The following is a 17388-nucleotide window of genomic DNA, read 5'->3' as shown; positions in this document are numbered from 1 at the left end:
ACCAAAGACAAAGAAGACAAATACAAACAAGGACACGCCATGGCGTGTCCTTGTGGTTTTCGGTATTTGGCTGTTTGGTATTCCTTCTCCCACCCCTTGTGTATGCGCCGAGGAGCGGAGGTTCAGGCGGATCAGGGATCGCGTTGTCTGAGCGGAGTGAAACGGAGCGAGTTTAGCGAGACCCCGCCTGAACCGAGCACCGCAGGTTGCCCGCAGCGAAGCGGAGGGACGCAGACACCAGGGTCGCCTTTTCTTTTGCTTACTTTTCTTTTGGCGAAGCAAAAGAAAAGTGAGTAGCTGCCGGGCTACCCCCGGCCAGCAAGCCTCAGCAGAGTAAGCAGAAAGACGAAGAGAGGGGAAGAGCGCGCTCAGCCGGAGCAAGACCCGGCCACAAGAACCTCAGAACCGATAAGCGAGTTCTGTCCACATCCGCATGGCGTCGGGCGCCTTGACCAGTTCAGGCGCAGTCCCCAACGGCGAGGCCAGGTAGGCCCGGGCTCGCCACTGGTTGTATCCGCTCCAGTCGAGCCCGATACCGGCGCCGCTGAAGGTGGCGGTATTGGTGCCGGCCGTCCAGGGGCGCTGGTTGACCTTGAGGTAGGCCCCGTCCCAGAAGGCCAGCGCCTGCAGCCTTCCGCCGCCGGCCGACCCCAGGTCGTAGCGCACTTCAATGCTTGCGCGGTAACCGGCATCGCCCGACAGCGCGCTCACGTCGTAGGCACGGACGGAATAAGGCCCGCCCACGGACATTTTTTGCGAGGAGTCGAGATTGGTATTCGCCCATTGACCGGCCCACGACACGTAAAGCGAACCCCTGTCTCCCCAGCGCTGCAGGCGGGAGAAATTCAGGTTGGTTTTTGAAAACCAGCCTTCCGTTCTCGCGCTGGCCGCATCGCTCAGCTGGGCCTCCGCGACATCAAAGCCCACCCGGCCCCGGGTCCATGCCAGGCTCCAGGTGTTGATGCCGCCGGACAGCACGGTATCGCGCCAGTCTCCGCTCAGGCTCGACGTCCAGCTGCCCAGGTGCCGATCCGTCTTCATGCCCGCCATGTCGATGCGCTCGCGCAGTTGCAGGTTGTCGTACTGGACCTGGCCGTAAACATTGGCCGACTGGCTGCGCAGCAGCGGATGCCTGCCCCAGAGGCTTTCGGTTTCGGCCGAGCCATTCGCGCCCAGCTCCTGCAGCGATCCGCCGATTTTGTAGTTCAGCATGGAGTAGGCAGCGCCGCCGCGCGTGCCCTGCCCGTTCAGCAAGGATTCGTAGCTCACGCGGCCGTAGTTGACCCCGGCGCCTGAACTCAGGCCACTCACACCCAGGACATCGCCACGCCGCAGGGGGTTGTTGAAGAACACCGTGCCGCCGAGCCGGCCTCTGCCGGTGTAGCTGTTGCCGTAGTCGTCCAGTACCAGGCTTCCGGAAGTCCCCGGGCCGGGCGTGGCCTGGATCACCAGGTCGGAGTTGCCCAGCCCTTCGCCGGGCCTTAAGGTGGCCTGCACCATCACGCCGGGTATGTCCGACATCAACAGCAGTGACCTGTCGAGCAAGGCCTGCTCGACCGGCTGCCCGCCTTGCAGCGGCGCGGCGGTCGCCTGCAGCAGCAGGTCGTTCACGCGCGTCTGGTTGTCAATGCCGACCTTGCCGTAGCGCGCCTCTATCACCAGAAAGCGCACGATGCCCGACTGGATCACCTGCGCGGGTACCACGGCTCGCGCGAAGCTTTGGCCCCGGCCGCGGTAATACCGGCTGATGCGTGTCGCCATTTCATCGAGTTGGTCGAGCGTGAGGGTTTTGCCTTCCGCGTCGGCCACCAGTCCATGCAGGGTGTCCGTCTCGACCAGGGTGTTGCCGAGGATCTGGATCGATTTGACGTCCACTGAAACCGGTGGACGTACGGGCGGTGCCGGGGCATTTTCCTGGTTGTTGAGGGTCGGCGCTTCCCCGCGGGGCCGCGGTGCGAAGGGCTGGGACGGCTGGACCTGCTGCAGGATGGTGCCGATATCGACCGGCAGCGGATCGGCCGCCTGGGCCGTCAAAAAGGGCGCGGCGGCCAGCAGCAGCACCGCGTGCTTTCGGGATACGAGGCATTTCATGGGAAAACTTCCGTGGAGCGACCGGTTTTATTTTTTGGCGGCGATCACACCGCTTCGCAACTGAACGCCACCGTCAACGATGTGCAGGCGTGGGTCTTTCCTTGACACGGCAAGGGGCGCGTCCGCCACCCCCTCGACGAACTGGCTGGAAGGCTCCAACGCTTCGCCACCCGATGATGCATCGGCGCTTGCGCTGTGCGTCACGCGCAGGGTTGACGATGCCTCGGTCGAGTTGGCGTTGGGATTGGATTTGGCGTTGGAACTCGAGCTGGCGCTGGAGTTGAATGTAGAGCGCTCCGTATCCAGGGCCTCTTGAGTGGCGGAACGAATGCCTCCACCATCCGCTCCCAATCCCCGCCCGGACGTCGTCGTCGTCGTCGTCGGCGTCGTCGGCGGCGTCGCGGGCGCAGGTGCCGCGGGCAAAGGCGTGATGGCCGCAGTCAGCCCGGTGGGCTGTACCACCGCGTAGTTGCCGGCATCGGCGCCGCTCAGGGTAAAGCCGGTGACGGTCACAGCCTTGCCGTTGCCCACATTCGGATCGGCAAAAGCCCCATGGCCGCCACCGACGGCGACCACATCGCCGGCCAGGGCCGTGACGGCGGCGGTGCCGCCCAGGGTGGCTGCGGTCGTGCCGTCAAACACCTTGTTCTGGGCATTCACACCGGTGACGGCCAGGGTGGCCGGCGTGATGTTGGCGGTGACGCCGCTGGGCTGCGCGATGACGTAGTTGCCGGCGTCGGCGCCGCTCAGCGTATAGCCGGTGACGGTCACGGCCTTGCCGTTACCCGCGTTTTTGTTGGCAAAAGTGCCGCTGCCTGTTCCGCCCAGGGCGACGACATCGGTGCCCAGGGCGGTGACGCTCGCCGTGCCGTTCAGGGTCGCGGCGGTGGTGGTGTCATAAACCTTGTTGTTGGCGCCCACACCCGTGACAGCCAGGCTGGCCGGCGTGATGTTGGCCGTGACGCCGGTGGGCTGCACGACGGTGTAGTTGCCGGCATCGGCGCCGCTCAATGTGTAGCCGGTGACGGTCACGGCCTTGCCGTTGCCGACGTTTTTGTTGGCGAAGTTGCCGGCACCTGTTCCGCCCACAACCACCACATCGCCGCCCAGGGCCGTCACACTGGCCGCGCCATTGAGCGTGGCCGTGGTGGTGGCGTCATAGACCTTGTTGTTGGCCCCTACACCCGTGACGGCCAGGCTGGCCGGTGTGATGTTGGCCGTAACACCGGTGGGCTGCGCTATGGTGTAGTTGCCGGCGTCGGCACCGCTCAACGTATAGCCGGTGACGGTCACGGCCTTGCCGTTGCCGACATTCTTGTTGGCGAAATTGCCGCTGCCGGTGCCGCCCACGGCCACCACGTCGCCGCCCAAAGCCGTGACCGCTGCCGTGCCGCTCAGTGTGGCGGTGGTGGTGGTGTCATAGACCTTGTTGTTGGCGGTCACGCCTGTGACGGTGATGCTGGCCGGCGTGATGTTTGCCGTCAGCCCCGTGGGTTGCACCACGGTGTAGTTACCGGCGTCGGCGCCGCCCAGCGTGTAACCGGTGACAGTCACGGCCTTGCCGTTGCCCACGTTCTTGTTGGCGAAGGTAGCGCTGCCGCCGCCAACCGTCACCACATCGGTGCCCAGGGCTGCAACGCTTGCCGTGCCGCCGAGGGTGGCGGCGGTTGTGGTGTCATAGACCTTGTTGTTGGCGCTCACGCCTGTGACTGTGATGCTGGCCGGCGTGATATTGGCGGTCAGCCCCGTGGGCTGGACCACGGTGTAGTTGCCGGCGTCGGCTCCACTCAGCGTGTAACCGGTGACAGTGACAGCCTTGCCATTGCCCACATTCTTGTTGGCGAAGTTGCCGCTGCCCGTTCCACCCACCGTCACACTATCGCCGGCCAAGGCCGTGACGCTGGCCGCGCCGTTAAGCGTGGCCGTGGTGGTAGCGTCATAGACCTTGTTGTTGGCGCCCACGCCCGTGACCGTCAGGCTGGCGGGGGTGATGTTTGCCGTCACCGCCACAGGCTGCACCACGGTGTAGTTGCCGGCGTCAGCCCCGCCCAGCGTGTAGCCGGTCACGGTCACGGTCTTGCCATTGCCCACATTCTTGTTGGCGAAAGTTCCGTTGCCGGTGCCGCCTACAGTGACGGTATCGCCACCCAGGGCGGCAACGCTGGCCGTGCCCGTGAGCGTGGCGGCAGTCGTGGTGTCATACACCTTGTTGTTCGCGCCCACACCCGTGACGGTGAGGCTGGCGGGCGTGATGTTGGCGGTCAACCCCGTGGGCAGGACCACGGTGTAGTTGCCCGCGTCGGCCCCGCCCAGCGTGTAGCCCGTGGCGGTGACTGCTTTGCCGTTGCCCACATTCTTGTTGGCGAAGGTGCCGGTGCCGCCGCCAACGGTCACCACATCACCGGCCAGGGCCGTGACGGCCGCGGTTCCGCCCAGCGTGGCGGCGGTCGTGGCGTCGTAGACCTTGTTGTTCGCGCTCACGCCCGTGACCGTCAGGCTGGCAGGCGTGATGTTGGCGGTCACTGCCGTGGGTTGCACCACGGTGTAGTTGCCCGCATCGGCACCGCCCAGCGTGTAGCCGGTGACAGTGACCGCCTTGGCATTGCCCACGTTCTTGTTGGCGAAAGTGCCGCTGCCCGTCCCGCCCAAGGTGACGACATCGCCGCCCAAGGCTGCAACGCTGGCCGTGCCATTGAGCGTGGCGGTGGTCGTGGTGTCGTACACCTTGTTGTTCGCGCCCACACCCGTGACCGTGAGGCTGGCGGGTGTGATGTTCGCCGCCAGCCCGGTGGGTTGCACCACGGTGTAGTTGCCGGCATCGGCACCGCCCAGCGTGTAGCCGGTGACAGTGACCGCCTTGCCGTTGCCCACATTCTTGTTGGCGAAAGTGGCGCTACCGCCGCCAACGGTCACCACGTCACCAGCCAGAGCTGTGACGGCGGCTGTACCGCCCAGCGTGGCAGCCGCCGTGGTGTCGTACACCTTGTTGTTCGCGCTCACACCCGTGACCGTCAAGCTGGCAGGCGTTATATTGGCGGTCACCGCCGTGGGTTGCACCACGGTGTAGTTGCCCGCATCGGCGCCGCCCAGCGTGTAGCCGGTGACAGTGATCGCCTTAGCATTGCCCACATTCTTGTTGGCGAAAGTGCCGGTGCCCGTCCCGCCCACGGTCACTACATCGCCGCCCAAGGCTGCAACGCTGGCCGTGCCATTGAGCGTGGCGGCAGTGGTGGTGTCGTACACCTTGTTGTTCGCCCCCACGCCGGTAACCGTCAGGCTGGCCGGTGTGATGTTGGCCCTGACACCGGCGGGCTGCACCACGGTGTAGTTGCCGGCATCGGCACCGCCCAGCGTAAAGCCAGTGACATTGACCACCTTGTTGTTGCCTACGTTTTTGTCGACAAACCGGCCGCTGCCGCCGCCCACTGTCACCGTGTCACCGGCGATTGCCGTGACGCTGGCTACGCCATTGAGTGTGGCTGCGTCGCTGGCGTTGTATACCTTGCTGTCCGCGCCCACACCGGTGACTGTCAAGCTGGCTGGTGTGATGTTCGCCGTTCCTGTGGGCTGAACGATGACATAGTTGTTGGCGTCGGCGCCGCCCAGGAAGTAGCTGGTGCCGGTGACGGTCTTGCCGTTGCCCACGTTCTTGTCGGTGAACATGCCGGCGTTGCCGCCGCCCACAAGCACCACGTCAGTGCCCAGGGGCGTAACGGTCGCGGTGCCACTGAACGTGGTGGCACGGGTGCCGTCATACACTTTGCCGGCCGCGCTCACGCCGGTGACAGCGAGGCTGGCCGGTGTGATATTTGCCGTCAGCCCCGTGGGCTGCACCACGGTATAGTTGCCGGCGTCGGCGCCGCTCAACGTGTAGCCGGTGACAGTCACGGCCTTGCCGTTGCCCGCGTTCTTGTCGGCGAAGGTGCCGCTGCCCGTACCGATCACGCTCACCGTGTCGCCGGCAATGGCCGTCACGCTTGCTGTTCCGTTCAAGGTGGCGCCCACGCCGGCGTCGTACACCTTGTTGGCTGCGCTGACGCCCGTGACCACCAGGTTGGCGGGAATCACGGTCAGAGTGCCATTGGCGTAACTGATGTCGTAGCCCTGCTGATTGGAATACAGGCCCGACGCCGTCACCGCATAGCTGCCGGCATTGACCGCCCCCTGGGCGTTTCCGCCGAAGCTGATGGTTCCCGACAAGCTGCCACAGGCCACGTTGGAGCAACTGATGCCGGTTCCGCCATTCCAGGCCAGCTTGTCGTAGGTCTTGCTGGTATTGCCGACGGTGACCGTGACCGGCGTCATCAATGACTTGAGCAAGGGACGGCCGTGCCCGTCATAAATCCGCCAGACGTTGGCCAAATCCCAGTTCGGGTTGACGTTGCCGTTGGCGGCCGTGGCCGAGTTGAAGTTGGCCTGCTGCTGCATCTGGGCCGTGGTCATGCCGGTGCCGCCGCCCGCGCTGGTGGCCTGCCCGGTCGTCGTGGTGTCCCAAAAACTGCCGCTGATCGTTCCGGTCGTCTGGCTTCCCACCAGCCCGCCCACGCTGCCGGCGGTGCCAGTCACCTGTCCGGCGGCATAGCTGTTGGTGATCGTGCCGCCGTTATTGCTCATGTCCCCCACCAGTCCGCCTGTCTTGGTGGTACCGGTAACGGCTCCCGTGGCATAGCTGTTGCTGATGCTTCCGCCGCTGCCGCTCCACAAGCCAACCAGGCCGCCGTTGGTATCGCCGGAGCTGTTGACGGTGGCACTGGAATAACTGCTGCTGATGGTGCCGACATGGAGCATGTAGCCAACGAGTCCGCCGGCAGCCTGGCCGCTGGTTACGGTACCGGTGGAATAGCTGTTGCTGATGTCACCCTGGTTGTACCCCGCCAGCCCGCCGGTGAAAACCGATCCATTCACATTGCCTGTCGCGTAACTGTGGTCAATTTTGGAGCTGCCACCAGTGCCCCCCACCAGCCCCCCGGCATCGGCGCCTCCGGACACGTTCGTGCTGGCGTAGCTGTTGCTGATGACGCCGTCGTTCCATCCCGCGAGCGCACCGATATCGTTGTTGGAACTCCTGACCGAGCCGCCCACCAGGCCGACATTGCGGATAACGCTGGCTGAAGAGGTGGAACCGAACAGGCCGGTGAACCGGGTCGTCCGGTCTATGGTGAGGCCGGTAATGGTGTGGCCCAGGCCGTCGAAAGTGCCGTAAAAGCAGTTGGGAGTGCAGCCGCTGTTGCCTGTTCCGATAGGCGCGAAGCCCGCACCGCCGTTCCAGGTGCTGGTGGGCGCAGCATCGATGTCGGCCCCCAACACATAGCGCCCGCCGAGATTGCCGCTGATGCCCTGCAGATCGGTGGTGGTGCTGCTGCCCGCGGCGCCCAGGTCGGTGATGACGGTATACGCGAGGGTGGCGCCGGTGCTGCCTCGTTTGGTGCTGAAGTTGTTGCCCGCCGGCAGGTTGACCTTCGCGCCATTGTTGACGTTGTAAGAACTGCCGGTGCCGTTTGTCGTACCCTGGCCGTATTCCAGCGCCAGCTTGCCCGTGCCCGAGGCATTGAGGTTGGCGTTGATGTTGATGTTGTTCTGCGCGTTGAGCGTCAGCTGGTTGGCGCTCCAGCTCACTACATCGTTGACGTTGACATTGCCCGCCGTGCCCGTGGTGCCGTTGCTGCTCAGGATGACGACGTTGCCCGCACCCAGATTGGAGCCCAGCGCCGCGCCCGTGATGTTCCCGCCCGAGGCGGCGATGTTGAAGTCCACCGGATCGATCAGCCAGGTGCCGGTGGTGCCCGCGGGGGCCGCGGTGGTGATCCGGGCGCTGTCGGCAATGTTCACCTGCGCGCCCGAGGTTTCGATGAAGCCCCCGTTGCCGCCATTGGGCGCGGAAGCGTCCAGCGTGCCCGTGACCTTGGCGGTGCCGGCGGCCATGCCCCCCAGCAGGATGATGGTGCCGTTGCGGTTTTCCACGTTGCGCGCCTGGATCACGCCGCTGTTGTTGACCACGCTGGCCAGCAGCGAATCCCTGGCGCCAGCGCTCAGAAATACCTGCCCGCCGTCGGCCCGGATCAGCCCGCCGTTCTCGGCCAGGCTGTTGAGCACGCTCTGGTCGACCACGACCTTGAGCAACTGGTTGTCCTGCAGGGTCAGGGTGGCCGCGCTACCGGCCGCCAGCGCCACGCTGCCCTTGGGGGCGTTGATGCTGCCCTGGTTGCGCACCGTGTTGCCGATCAGGGCGACATAGCCGCCCGGGGCCGCATTGAGGGTGCCCAGGTTGACCACGCTGCCCGAGCCGCTGCCGCTGAAAGTGCGCTGGGCGCTGCCCAGGTCCGCATCCTTGACGTCCAGTGTGGAGGCAACCAGCCCACCCACGTTGACCTGGGCGCCGGCGCCGAAGAGCACGCCGTTGGGGTTGATCAGGTAGACCTGCCCATTGGCACTGAGCTGGCCCAGGATCTGGCTGCCCTGGGTGTCCAGGATGCGGTTGACCGCAATGGCGCTGGCCGAGGGCTGCACAAAGTTGACGCTTTCCTGCGCGCCGACGTTAAAGCTCTTCCAGTTCAGGGAGGCGTTCTGGCTGGACTGGGTGATGGTGGTGCTGGCCCCGCTCTGGGAGATGCTGGCCGCACCCGAGGTAACCTGGCCGCCCACCGGCCCGGCTTGGGCTGTGGCCGCCCCAAGCAGCAAAACCGCCGTTGCGGGCTTGCGCAAGGCCCATCTGCCAGCTGCGCGGCCGGCGGCCCGGCCCAACGCGTCAAGAAAGGGCGGAGCCGCGAGGACCTGCTGGCCAATTCTTGTTACAACTCCTGCAGCTTTTGCGCTGCCCAACGAATTTTTTTTGTGCATTTTTCACACTCCGCAAGACCCCCTTTGTCAGTCGATTGAAAGAGAAGGGTCGGTCGAAGTGATGGTATGCAGAAAGGAATCACAGCGGATCAGCGCAAAAAAAGATCTTTTTATGGTTAATAGAAACGGTTCCGAGTCGAAGCTTCTTGTTTCAAATGGTTACCTCTTTGGTTGTAACATTTGACTGCCGCGTTGTTGCAAAAAACACACAACTACAAAAGGCGAAGTGGCGCGAAAGCGGACCAGATTGCTTCAACCAGGCGTTTTTCAGCGATCGCGCAGGCCGATTTCCACCGTCGGGTAACGCAGGCGAAGCCGCAATTCGCGCTTGAGGCGGCTGTTGTCCAGCCGGCGCGATTCACTCATGAAGCTCAGCAAAACTGGTGGGAGAGCGTCCTCAGCACTGCCGCGGGCCAGGCGCGGCGGCCGCGGCAGGCCGTAAAGGCCGGCCGCCAGGTCGAAGTAGTCACCCATCTTGAGCTGGGTGTCGTCGCTGGCATTGCTGGCGCGCTGCGGCTTGCCGCGCCACAGCGCCGCGAGGCAGGCGCGGGCCAGATCGTCGGCGTGGATATGGTTGGTGTACACGTCGTCCTCCGCGCGCAGCACGGGCGTGCCCTTGAGCAGCCGGCCGCGTGGCGTGCCGCCTTCGCGGTCGGGCGCGTAAATGCCCGGGATGCGCAGCAGGTGCACCCGGGTGCCGGTGGCCCGGCCGAACAGCCGCACATGGGCCTCGGCATGCACGCGGCGCTGGGCACGCGGCGTGTGGGCGTTCACCGGCCGGGTTTCTCGCACCCATTCGCCGCCGCAGTCGCCGTAGACCCCGCTGGTGGAGGCATAGACCAGGGAGCGCGGCAGGCCGCGCAGCCGCAGCGCGCGCAGCAGGGCCAGCGTACGCGGGTCGCTGCGCAGGTCGGGGTGGTCATTCGGGGGCGGCGCCAAGTGCAGCACCCGGGTAGCCAGGCCCGCCAGGCGGCGCAGCGAGGCGCCGTCGTCCAGGGTGCCCCGCAGCGGCGTGATGCCCCGGGACCGCAGTTCGGGCACACGTGCGGCCGAAGAGGTGAGCGCCATGAGCCTGGCGTTGCGCGGCAGTTGCCGGGCCGCGCGCAGGCCCACGTCGCCGCAGCCGACGATCAAAATGCGCTCCCGGCGAAAACGGGAAGGCAGCGCGCCTAAGGGACTCGAGTTTGAGGGCAAAATTGGGGGTTGCCGGGAAAACCGGCCAAGTCGAGAACAGTTACCGCAAGGATACCGAATATGAGCTTTAACGTGACCGTGCAGCCCAGCGGCCGGACTTTCATCGCCCAGGTGGACGAAGCCCTGCTGGCCGCCGCCATACGCCAGGGCATAGGCCTGCCCTACGGCTGCAAGGACGGCGCTTGCGGTTCCTGCAAATCCAGAAAACTCGAAGGCACGGTGACCCACGGCGCGCACCAGGCCAAGGCTCTTTCACCGGAGGAAGAAGCCGCCGGTTTCATCCTGACCTGCTGCGCGACGGCCCATTCCGACGTGGTCATCGAGTCGCGCCACGTGACCGACGAAAGCGCCTTCCCCGTGAAGAAGATGCCGGTGCGCATCAACAGCCTGGCCAAGGCCTCGCACGACGTGATGGTGGTGCGCCTGCAGTTGCCGGCCAGCGACGTGTTCAAGTACCACGCTGGCCAGTACGTGGAATTTCTGCTGCGCGACGGCGACCGCCGCGCCTATTCCATGGGCAACGCGCCGCACACCCAGGCTGAGAACCCGGGCGTGGAATTGCACATACGCCACATGCCGGGCGGCAAGTTCACCGAGCATGTGTTCGGCCCCATGAAGGAAAAGGAAATCCTGCGCATCGAAGGCCCTTTCGGCAGCTTCTACCTGCGCGAAGACAGCGACAAGCCCATGGTGCTGCTGGCCTCGGGCACCGGCTTCGCGCCCATCAAGGCCTTGATCGAACACCTGCAGTTCAAGGGCATCACGCGCCCGGCCGTGCTCTACTGGGGCGGCCGCCGGCCGGCCGACCTGTACATGGACGAGTGGGTGAAAACCAAGACCGCCGAAATGCCGAATTTGCGCTACGTGCCTGTGATTTCCAATGCCCTGCCCGAGGACAACTGGACGGGCCGCAGCGGCTTTGTCCACCAGGCCGTACTGGAAGACTTCGCCGACCTGTCGGGCCACCAGGTGTATGCCTGCGGCGCGCCCATCGTGGTGGACTCGGCCCAGGCCGCCTACACCGCAGCCGGCCTGCCGGAAGACGAGTTTTATGCCGACTCTTTTGTGACCGAGAAGGAAAAATCCCAGGCTACGGTTCCAGCGGAAACTTGAGCCGCGCACCCAACAAACAAGAAGAATAAAAGAAGAAGAAAAAGAAACGCCCCGGCTGATGCATCAGTCGGGGCTTTTTTTATGCGCGGTCCAAGGGCGGCGAAATTCAGCCGGCTTTGGCGGGCGCGACCTGCCGGTCGTGCTTTTGGCGGCGGATGGCGGCGCTGGCGCGGTTTTCTTCGTGTTTCAGTTTGCGGCGCTCAGCCTTGGTGACCTTGCCATCGGATTTGGCGGCCAGTTTGTCGGCTTCGATTTTGGTCTCGCGCTTGTCGAGCTTGGCCGTCTCCTTGGCGGTCAGCGCGCCTGAGCTGACGCCCTGGTCAATGCGCTTTTCCTGGTTGGCCTGGCGCTGGTCGATGCGGGGTGTGGCCAGCGGGTCTTTGGGCGCCGCAGGGGCGGCGGGCGCCTGGGCAAAGGCAAGGCCACCGGTAGCCAGTGCGAGGGCGGCGACAAGGGTGTGAATCTTCATGGCGTTTCCTTGTATTTGAGGGTTGAGAAAACATGAAGCGGGCGCCTCATGAAGCTCCAACGCAGCACGGGCGCTGGACGACCATGTCCCGCAGGTAAAGATGATGTAACCGGTATGTTCCGGGCCGGGAACGTGGCGCGTCAAACTTTTTTGCAACAATAGGGCAATGAATATTAGACCCCTCACCCTCCCCTTCCTGATCGCCAAAAGCCTGGCCGCCGTTTTCATGGCCGGCGCGGCCCTGTCACCTGCCCCGGCACTGGCCCAAGCCAAGATCATGCGCATCATCGTGCCCTATGCGGCCGGCGGCCCCATCGACGCAACCGCTCGCCTCATGGCCGAGCGCGTGAAAGACTCGCTGGGCACCGTGATCATTGAAAACAAGCCGGGCGGCGGCGGCAACATCGGCGTCGACGCGATCGCCAAGGCCCAGCCCGACGGCCTCACGGTCGGCATCTCGGCGGTGGCCACGCATGCCATCAACCCCTGGCTCTATAGCAGGATGCCGTACAACGCGGCCACCGATTTCGCGCCGATTACGCAGATGGTACGTGTACCCAATGTGCTGGTGATGAACGCCGACACCGCGCGGCGCCTGAACATCAACACGCTGGCCGACCTGATCAAGTACGCCAAGGCCAACCCGGCCAAGCTCAACTACGCCAGCGGCGGCAACGGCAGCGCGGGCCACCTGGCCGGCGAGATGTTCAAGGCCCGGGCCGGCATCTTCGCGCTGCATATTCCCTACAACGGCGGCAACCCCGCGCAGCTGGCCCTGCTCAGCGGCCAGGTGGACTACAACTTTGACAACCTCGCCACGGCCTCGGCCAACATCAAAGCCGGCAAGCTCAAGGCCCTGGCAGTGACGACTGCCCAACGCAGCGCTATGCTGCCCGACGTCCCGGCCGTCTCCGAAACGCTCAAAGGCTTTGAGATCGACACCTGGTGGGGGCTGGTGGCGCCCGCCGGCACGCCCAAGGACGTGGTGGCCAAGCTCAACCATGCCTTTGTCGCCGCGCTGAACTCCCCCGAAGCCAAGACCCGCTTCGCCACCCTGATGGCCGAGCCCGTGGGCAGCACGCCCGAGCAGTTCGGTGCCTTCATGAAAAGCGAACTCGCCAAGTATGAAAAAGTGGTGAAGGCCTCCGGCGCCAAGGTGGACTGATCCGACGCCCATCAAAAAAGGCCGGCACCTTTTGGGAGCCGGCCTTTTTTTATTGCTGACCGTTGTAGGCTTTTAAACCCAGCAGGGGCCGCGGAACCGGCTTTGCCGGGCCGCAGGCGCAGCGGCCCCCTCGGGGGGCAGGAAGCTACACGCAGTGAGCGACCGTGAGGGCCACGTTATCGAGTCACACGATCGCCGTAGCGGATGCTTTTGAGCGACCCACCCTCAAACAGCAGCATGGTCATGAACTGCCCATAGCCGGGGTTGTAAGTCCACTCCTCAACCTGCTGGCAGGTGTTGACCGTCACGTTGGTGGTGGTGCCGGAGGTGTTGGGCACCGCCGGCGTGGTGACGGGCGCGCTGGAGACGGTTTCCTGCACGGGTTTGCAGAAGCTGTCTTTCATGACGGGCTCGCCGCACTTTTGCAAAATGGTGCTCTTGGAGTTGCCGATCTGCGCAAGGTCGCCCTTGCAGCGCAGCGACTGGGCGGAGGCGCCGGTGAACGTGGACGAAGCCAGGAAGGCCAGCATCACGGCGGCGGCGCGGACAAGGATTGGATTCATTTTTTGTTTCCCAGGGTTCGGTCAAGATGCGCGTGCGGCGCACCTTTGAACTTTATGCGCAAAGATTTGGCGCAGCAAGGCATTTATAGCCCCGGGCCGGGTCGCCGGTGTTACGGCTGTAATGCGCGTCCCGCGGCGCCGTGCGGCGCGCGGGATGGCGCAAAACAACGGCCTTACTCGCCGAGGTAGGCGGCGCGCACGCGCGGGTCGCTGAGCAACTGCTTGGCGTCGCCGTTCATGGTGACGTTGCCGGACTCCATGACGTAGCCGCGGTTGGCGATGCCCAGCGCGCGGCTGGCATTCTGCTCGACCAGCAGCACCGTCACGCCGCGCGAAGACACGTCCTTCACGACCTCGAAGATCTTGTCGACCATGATGGGCGACAAACCCATGGAGGGCTCATCGAGCAGCAGCACCTTGGGCCGGCTCATCAGCGCGCGGCCCATGGCCAGCATCTGCTGTTCGCCGCCGGACATGGTGCCGGCCAGTTGGTCCTTGCGCTCACGCAGGCGCGGGAACAGCACGAACATCTTTTCGATGTCTTCGGCAATGCCGGCCTTGTCGCTGCGGATGTATGCGCCCATCTGCAGGTTCTCGGTGATGGTCATGCGGGTGAACACGCCGCGGCCCTCCGGCACCATGGCCAGGCCTTCCTTGACCAGGTCCCAGGCACCGCGACCCTTGATGCTTTTGCCCAGGTATTCGATGTCGCCGTCCAGCATCGGCAGGGTGCCGGTGATGGCCTTCATGGTGGTCGTCTTGCCGGCACCGTTGGAGCCGATCAGCGTGACCAGTTCGCCGTCGTGGACTTCGAAGTCCACGCCCTTGACCGCCTGGATGCCGCCGTAGGCGACTTTCAGGCCGGTCACTTTGAGGAGTGTGTTTGCTGCCATGTTCTTGTTTTCCTTCAATGACCGGTGCCCAGATAGGCGGTGATCACTTTTTCGTCTTTTTGCACTTCGGCGGGAGCGCCTTCGGCGATCTGCTTGCCGTAGTCGAGCACGGTGACGCGGTCGCACAGGCCCATGACCAGCTTGACGTCATGCTCGATCAGCAGGATGGTGCGGTTGTCCTTGCGGATACGGTCTATCAGTTCACGCAGCTGCACTTTTTCGGTGGCGTTCATGCCGGCGGCCGGCTCGTCGAGCGCGATCAGCTGCGGGTCGGTGGCCAGCGCACGGGCGATTTCCAGGCGGCGCTGGTCGCCGTAGCTCAGCGTGCGGGCCTTGAAGTCGGCGTATTTGCCTATGCCCACGTAGTCGAGCAATTCCTGCGAGCGCTTGGCGATGGCGGCTTCCTCGTGCTTGAAGCCGGGCGTGCGGAACACCGCGCCCATGAGGCCGGACTGCGTGCGGATATGGCGGCCGACCATCACGTTTTCCAGGGCCGTCATGTCGGCGAAGAGCCGGATGTTCTGGAAGGTGCGGGCGATGCCGGCCTTGGCGACTTCATGCACGGCCGTGGGCTTGTAGGCCTTGCCGGCAAGTTCAAAAGTGCCGCTGTCGGGCGTGTAAAGGCCGGTCAGCACGTTGAAGAAAGTGGTCTTGCCGGCGCCGTTGGGGCCGATCAGGCCGTAAACCTGGCCGCGCTCGATGTGGATGCCGACGTCGGAGAGGGCCTGCAAACCGCCGAAGCGCTTGGAGACACCAGAGACTTTAAGAATGGTTTCGCTCATGTCCATTCTCCTTAGGGGTTGATTGACTGGATGGGGTCTTTGCCGACGACCTTGTTCAGCGACTTGCCGTGCTCGGCGGAGGGCCAGAGGCCGCGCGGTCGCATCAGCATGATGGTGATCATGGCCAGTGCGATCAGCAGCTGGCGCAGGATGGCGGAATCAAGCCGGCCGTCGGTCATGGCTTGCAGCGGGCCGGCCACATGGCGCAGCACTTCAGGCAGGGCGGCCAGCAGCAAGGCGCCCAGGATGACGCCGGGCAGGTGGCCTATGCCGCCCAGCACCACCATGGCGACGATCATGACGGACTCCATCAGGCTGAAGGATTCGGGGGACACAAAGCCCTGGAAGGCCGCGAACATCGAGCCGGACACGCCGCCGAAGGTGGCGCCCATGCCGAAAGCCAGCAGCTTCATGTTGCGGGTGTTGATGCCCATGGCCTTGGCGGCGATTTCGTCTTCGCGAATCGCCATCCAGGCGCGGCCTATCCGGGAGTTTTCCAGGCGGTGGCAGATGACGACCGAGACGATCACCAGCACCAGGAACAGGTAGTAGTACATGGACACCGAGTTGACCTCGATGCCGAAGAACTCATGCGGTTTGCCCAGGTCGAAACCGAAGAACTTCATCGAGTCGATCTGGTTGATGCCCTTGGGGCCGTTGGTCAGGTTGATAGGGCGGTCCAGGTTGTTCAGGAACACCCGGATGATTTCACCAAAGCCCAGCGTCACGATGGCCAGGTAGTCGCCGCGCAGCTTGAGCGTCGGAGCGCCCAGCACCACGCCGAAGAAACCAGCAAGCGCCGCGGCGGCCGGAATGATGGCCCAGATCGGCAAATGCAGGCCGTTCGGAAACTGCGCCGCGATCCAGGGGAAGGCATCGGCCAAGTGGGGTGAACCGAGCAGCGCGAACAGATAGGCTCCGACAGCGAAGAAGGCGACATAGCCCAGGTCCAGCAGGCCGGCATAACCGACCACGATGTTCAGGCCCAGGGCCAGCAGCACATAGAGCAGCGCCATGTCGACGATGCGCACCCAGGCGTTGCCGCCCTGCTGCAGGATCAGGGGCAGCACCAGCAGCGCCGCCGCAACGACCAGGAAGGTCACCAGTTTTTTCGATTGTGTGGAATTCATCAATATTCTCCTTGTGTACCGGATGGAGGGGCCGTCAGGCCCGGTCCGCCACACGCTCACCGAGCAAGCCCGAAGGCCGCAGCGTGAGGACAAAAATCAGCACGATAAAGGCGAAGATGTCGGAGTACTGGCTACCCAGCACACCGCCGGTCAGCGGCCCGATATAACCCGCGCCTATCGACTCGATCAGGCCCAGCAGGATGCCGCCCAGCACCGCGCCGCCCAGGTTGCCGATGCCGCCGAACACGGCCGCCGTGAAGGCCTTGAGGCCGGGCAAGAAGCCCATGGTGTGCTGCACCGTGCCGTAGTTGGAGGCGTACATCACGCCGGCCAGCGCCGCCAGGACGGCGCCGATGATGAAGGTGGCGGAGATGACGGTGTCGGGCTTGACACCCATGAGCGCCGCCACCCGCGGGTTCTCGGCGGTGGCCCGCATCGCGCGGCCCAGCTTGGTGTAATGCACCAGCCACATCAGCACGGAGAGGGAGACGGCGGTGGCGCCCAGGATGAAGAGCTGGGTCACCGTGATGACGGCGCCGCCGACCTGGAAGGGCTCGGTGGGCAGCAGAGTGGGATAGGGTTTGTAATTGGGTTTCCAGATAATCATGGCCAGCGTCTGCAACAGCAGCGACATGCCGATGGCGGTGATCAGCGGGGCCAGTTTGGGGGAGTTTCGCAGCGGCCGGTAAGCGATTTTTTCAATCGCGAAGTTCAAGGCCCCGCAGACGACAAAGGCGATCAGCAGCGATATCAACAAAATCAGCCAGCCCGGCGCGCCCGGCATGGCCTCCTGCATCCAGCGGATGATGGTCCAGCTGGTCAGCGCCCCCACCATCAAAACCTCGCCGTGCGCGAAATTGATCAGGTTGATGATGCCGTAGACCATCGTGTAGCCCAGCGCGATCAGGGCATACATGCTGCCCAGGACCAGACCGTTGATGATCTGCTGTAGCAATACTTCCATAACTCACTCTCCCGTCCAATTGATGAAATGCGAACTCCGCCTGGCGGCCGCCGCCCGCCGGGATCACCGGCGGCTGGCGTGAGTTAACAAAAAGCCCGCCTATCAAAACCAGGTGACTGGGTTAGGTGGCGAGCTAATCCGCGAATTGTAGCCATCGGCCTTAAGCGAGAATCGGGCCAAGCAGGCG

11 protein-coding genes are annotated in these 17388 nt (G+C 64.4%); 2 read left to right on the top strand and 9 right to left on the bottom strand.

All coding sequences use genetic code 11. From position 1 onward, the window contains the following. Positions 1-399: 399 nt before the first annotated feature. The 3 genes from ACEN8I_RS17790 to ACEN8I_RS17780 all read right to left on the bottom strand — a co-directional run bounded on the left by ACEN8I_RS17790 (position 400) and on the right by ACEN8I_RS17780 (position 10122). Complete coding sequence (locus ACEN8I_RS17790) at positions 400-2091, bottom strand: ShlB/FhaC/HecB family hemolysin secretion/activation protein (protein ID WP_413329898.1); 1692 nt, start codon at positions 2089-2091, stop codon at positions 400-402. Positions 2092-2118: 27 nt separating this feature from the next. Next, positions 2119-8793, bottom strand: a complete 6675-nt coding sequence (locus tag ACEN8I_RS17785; protein WP_413329897.1) for a YDG domain-containing protein — start codon at positions 8791-8793, stop codon at positions 2119-2121. Between the two features lie 402 nt (positions 8794-9195). Next, positions 9196-10122 carry an NAD-dependent epimerase/dehydratase family protein gene (locus tag ACEN8I_RS17780; RefSeq protein WP_413329896.1) on the bottom strand — a complete coding sequence of 309 codons (927 nt, stop codon included), beginning with the start codon at positions 10120-10122 and terminating at the stop codon, positions 9196-9198. A 60-nt stretch (positions 10123-10182) separates the two neighbouring features. On the opposite strand from ACEN8I_RS17780, the gene ACEN8I_RS17775 reads away from it, so the two are divergent. Further along, a complete protein-coding gene (locus ACEN8I_RS17775) occupies positions 10183-11235 on the top strand; it encodes a CDP-6-deoxy-delta-3,4-glucoseen reductase (protein WP_413329895.1) in 1053 nt (350 codons plus the stop codon). 106 nt (positions 11236-11341) lie between these two features. Here ACEN8I_RS17775 and ACEN8I_RS17770 read toward each other — a convergent pair whose 3' ends face one another. Then, positions 11342-11704 carry a hypothetical protein gene (locus ACEN8I_RS17770; RefSeq protein WP_413329894.1) on the bottom strand — a complete coding sequence of 121 codons (363 nt, stop codon included), beginning with the start codon at positions 11702-11704 and terminating at the stop codon, positions 11342-11344. A 166-nt stretch (positions 11705-11870) separates the two neighbouring features. On the opposite strand from ACEN8I_RS17770, the gene ACEN8I_RS17765 reads away from it, so the two are divergent. Beyond that, the gene (locus ACEN8I_RS17765; protein ID WP_413329893.1) at positions 11871-12869 is read left to right on the top strand and encodes a Bug family tripartite tricarboxylate transporter substrate binding protein; all 999 of its coding nucleotides are present in this window, start codon (positions 11871-11873) and stop codon (positions 12867-12869) included. Between the two features lie 176 nt (positions 12870-13045). On the opposite strand, the gene ACEN8I_RS17760 is transcribed toward ACEN8I_RS17765, so the two are convergent. The 5 genes from ACEN8I_RS17760 to ACEN8I_RS17740 form a co-directional block, all read right to left on the bottom strand. Beyond that, positions 13046-13432 carry a DUF2845 domain-containing protein gene (locus ACEN8I_RS17760; protein WP_413329892.1) on the bottom strand — a complete coding sequence of 129 codons (387 nt, stop codon included), beginning with the start codon at positions 13430-13432 and terminating at the stop codon, positions 13046-13048. Between the two features lie 173 nt (positions 13433-13605). Then, positions 13606-14325: an ABC transporter ATP-binding protein gene (locus ACEN8I_RS17755; RefSeq protein WP_074578237.1), complete on the bottom strand. Its 720-nt coding sequence runs from the start codon at positions 14323-14325 to the stop codon at positions 13606-13608. A gap of 14 nt (positions 14326-14339) precedes the next feature. After that, a complete protein-coding gene (locus ACEN8I_RS17750; protein ID WP_007863160.1) occupies positions 14340-15107 on the bottom strand; it encodes an ABC transporter ATP-binding protein in 768 nt (255 codons plus the stop codon). Positions 15108-15118: 11 nt separating this feature from the next. Further along, entirely contained in the window at positions 15119-16237 is a 1119-nt protein-coding gene (locus ACEN8I_RS17745; protein WP_007863161.1) for an ABC transporter permease subunit, read from the bottom strand. Positions 16238-16271: 34 nt separating this feature from the next. Continuing rightward, positions 16272-17201 (bottom strand): branched-chain amino acid ABC transporter permease, encoded by a 930-nt coding sequence (locus tag ACEN8I_RS17740; protein WP_413329891.1) that lies wholly within the window; start codon positions 17199-17201, stop codon positions 16272-16274. Positions 17202-17388: the final 187 nt, after the last annotated feature.

The organism is Polaromonas sp. CT11-55 (genome assembly GCF_047303325.1).
Taxonomy (GTDB): Bacteria; Pseudomonadota; Gammaproteobacteria; order Burkholderiales; family Burkholderiaceae_C; genus Polaromonas.
The sequence above is the reverse complement of the archived record's forward strand: the minus strand, read 5'-3'. Positions and strand labels throughout refer to the sequence as shown.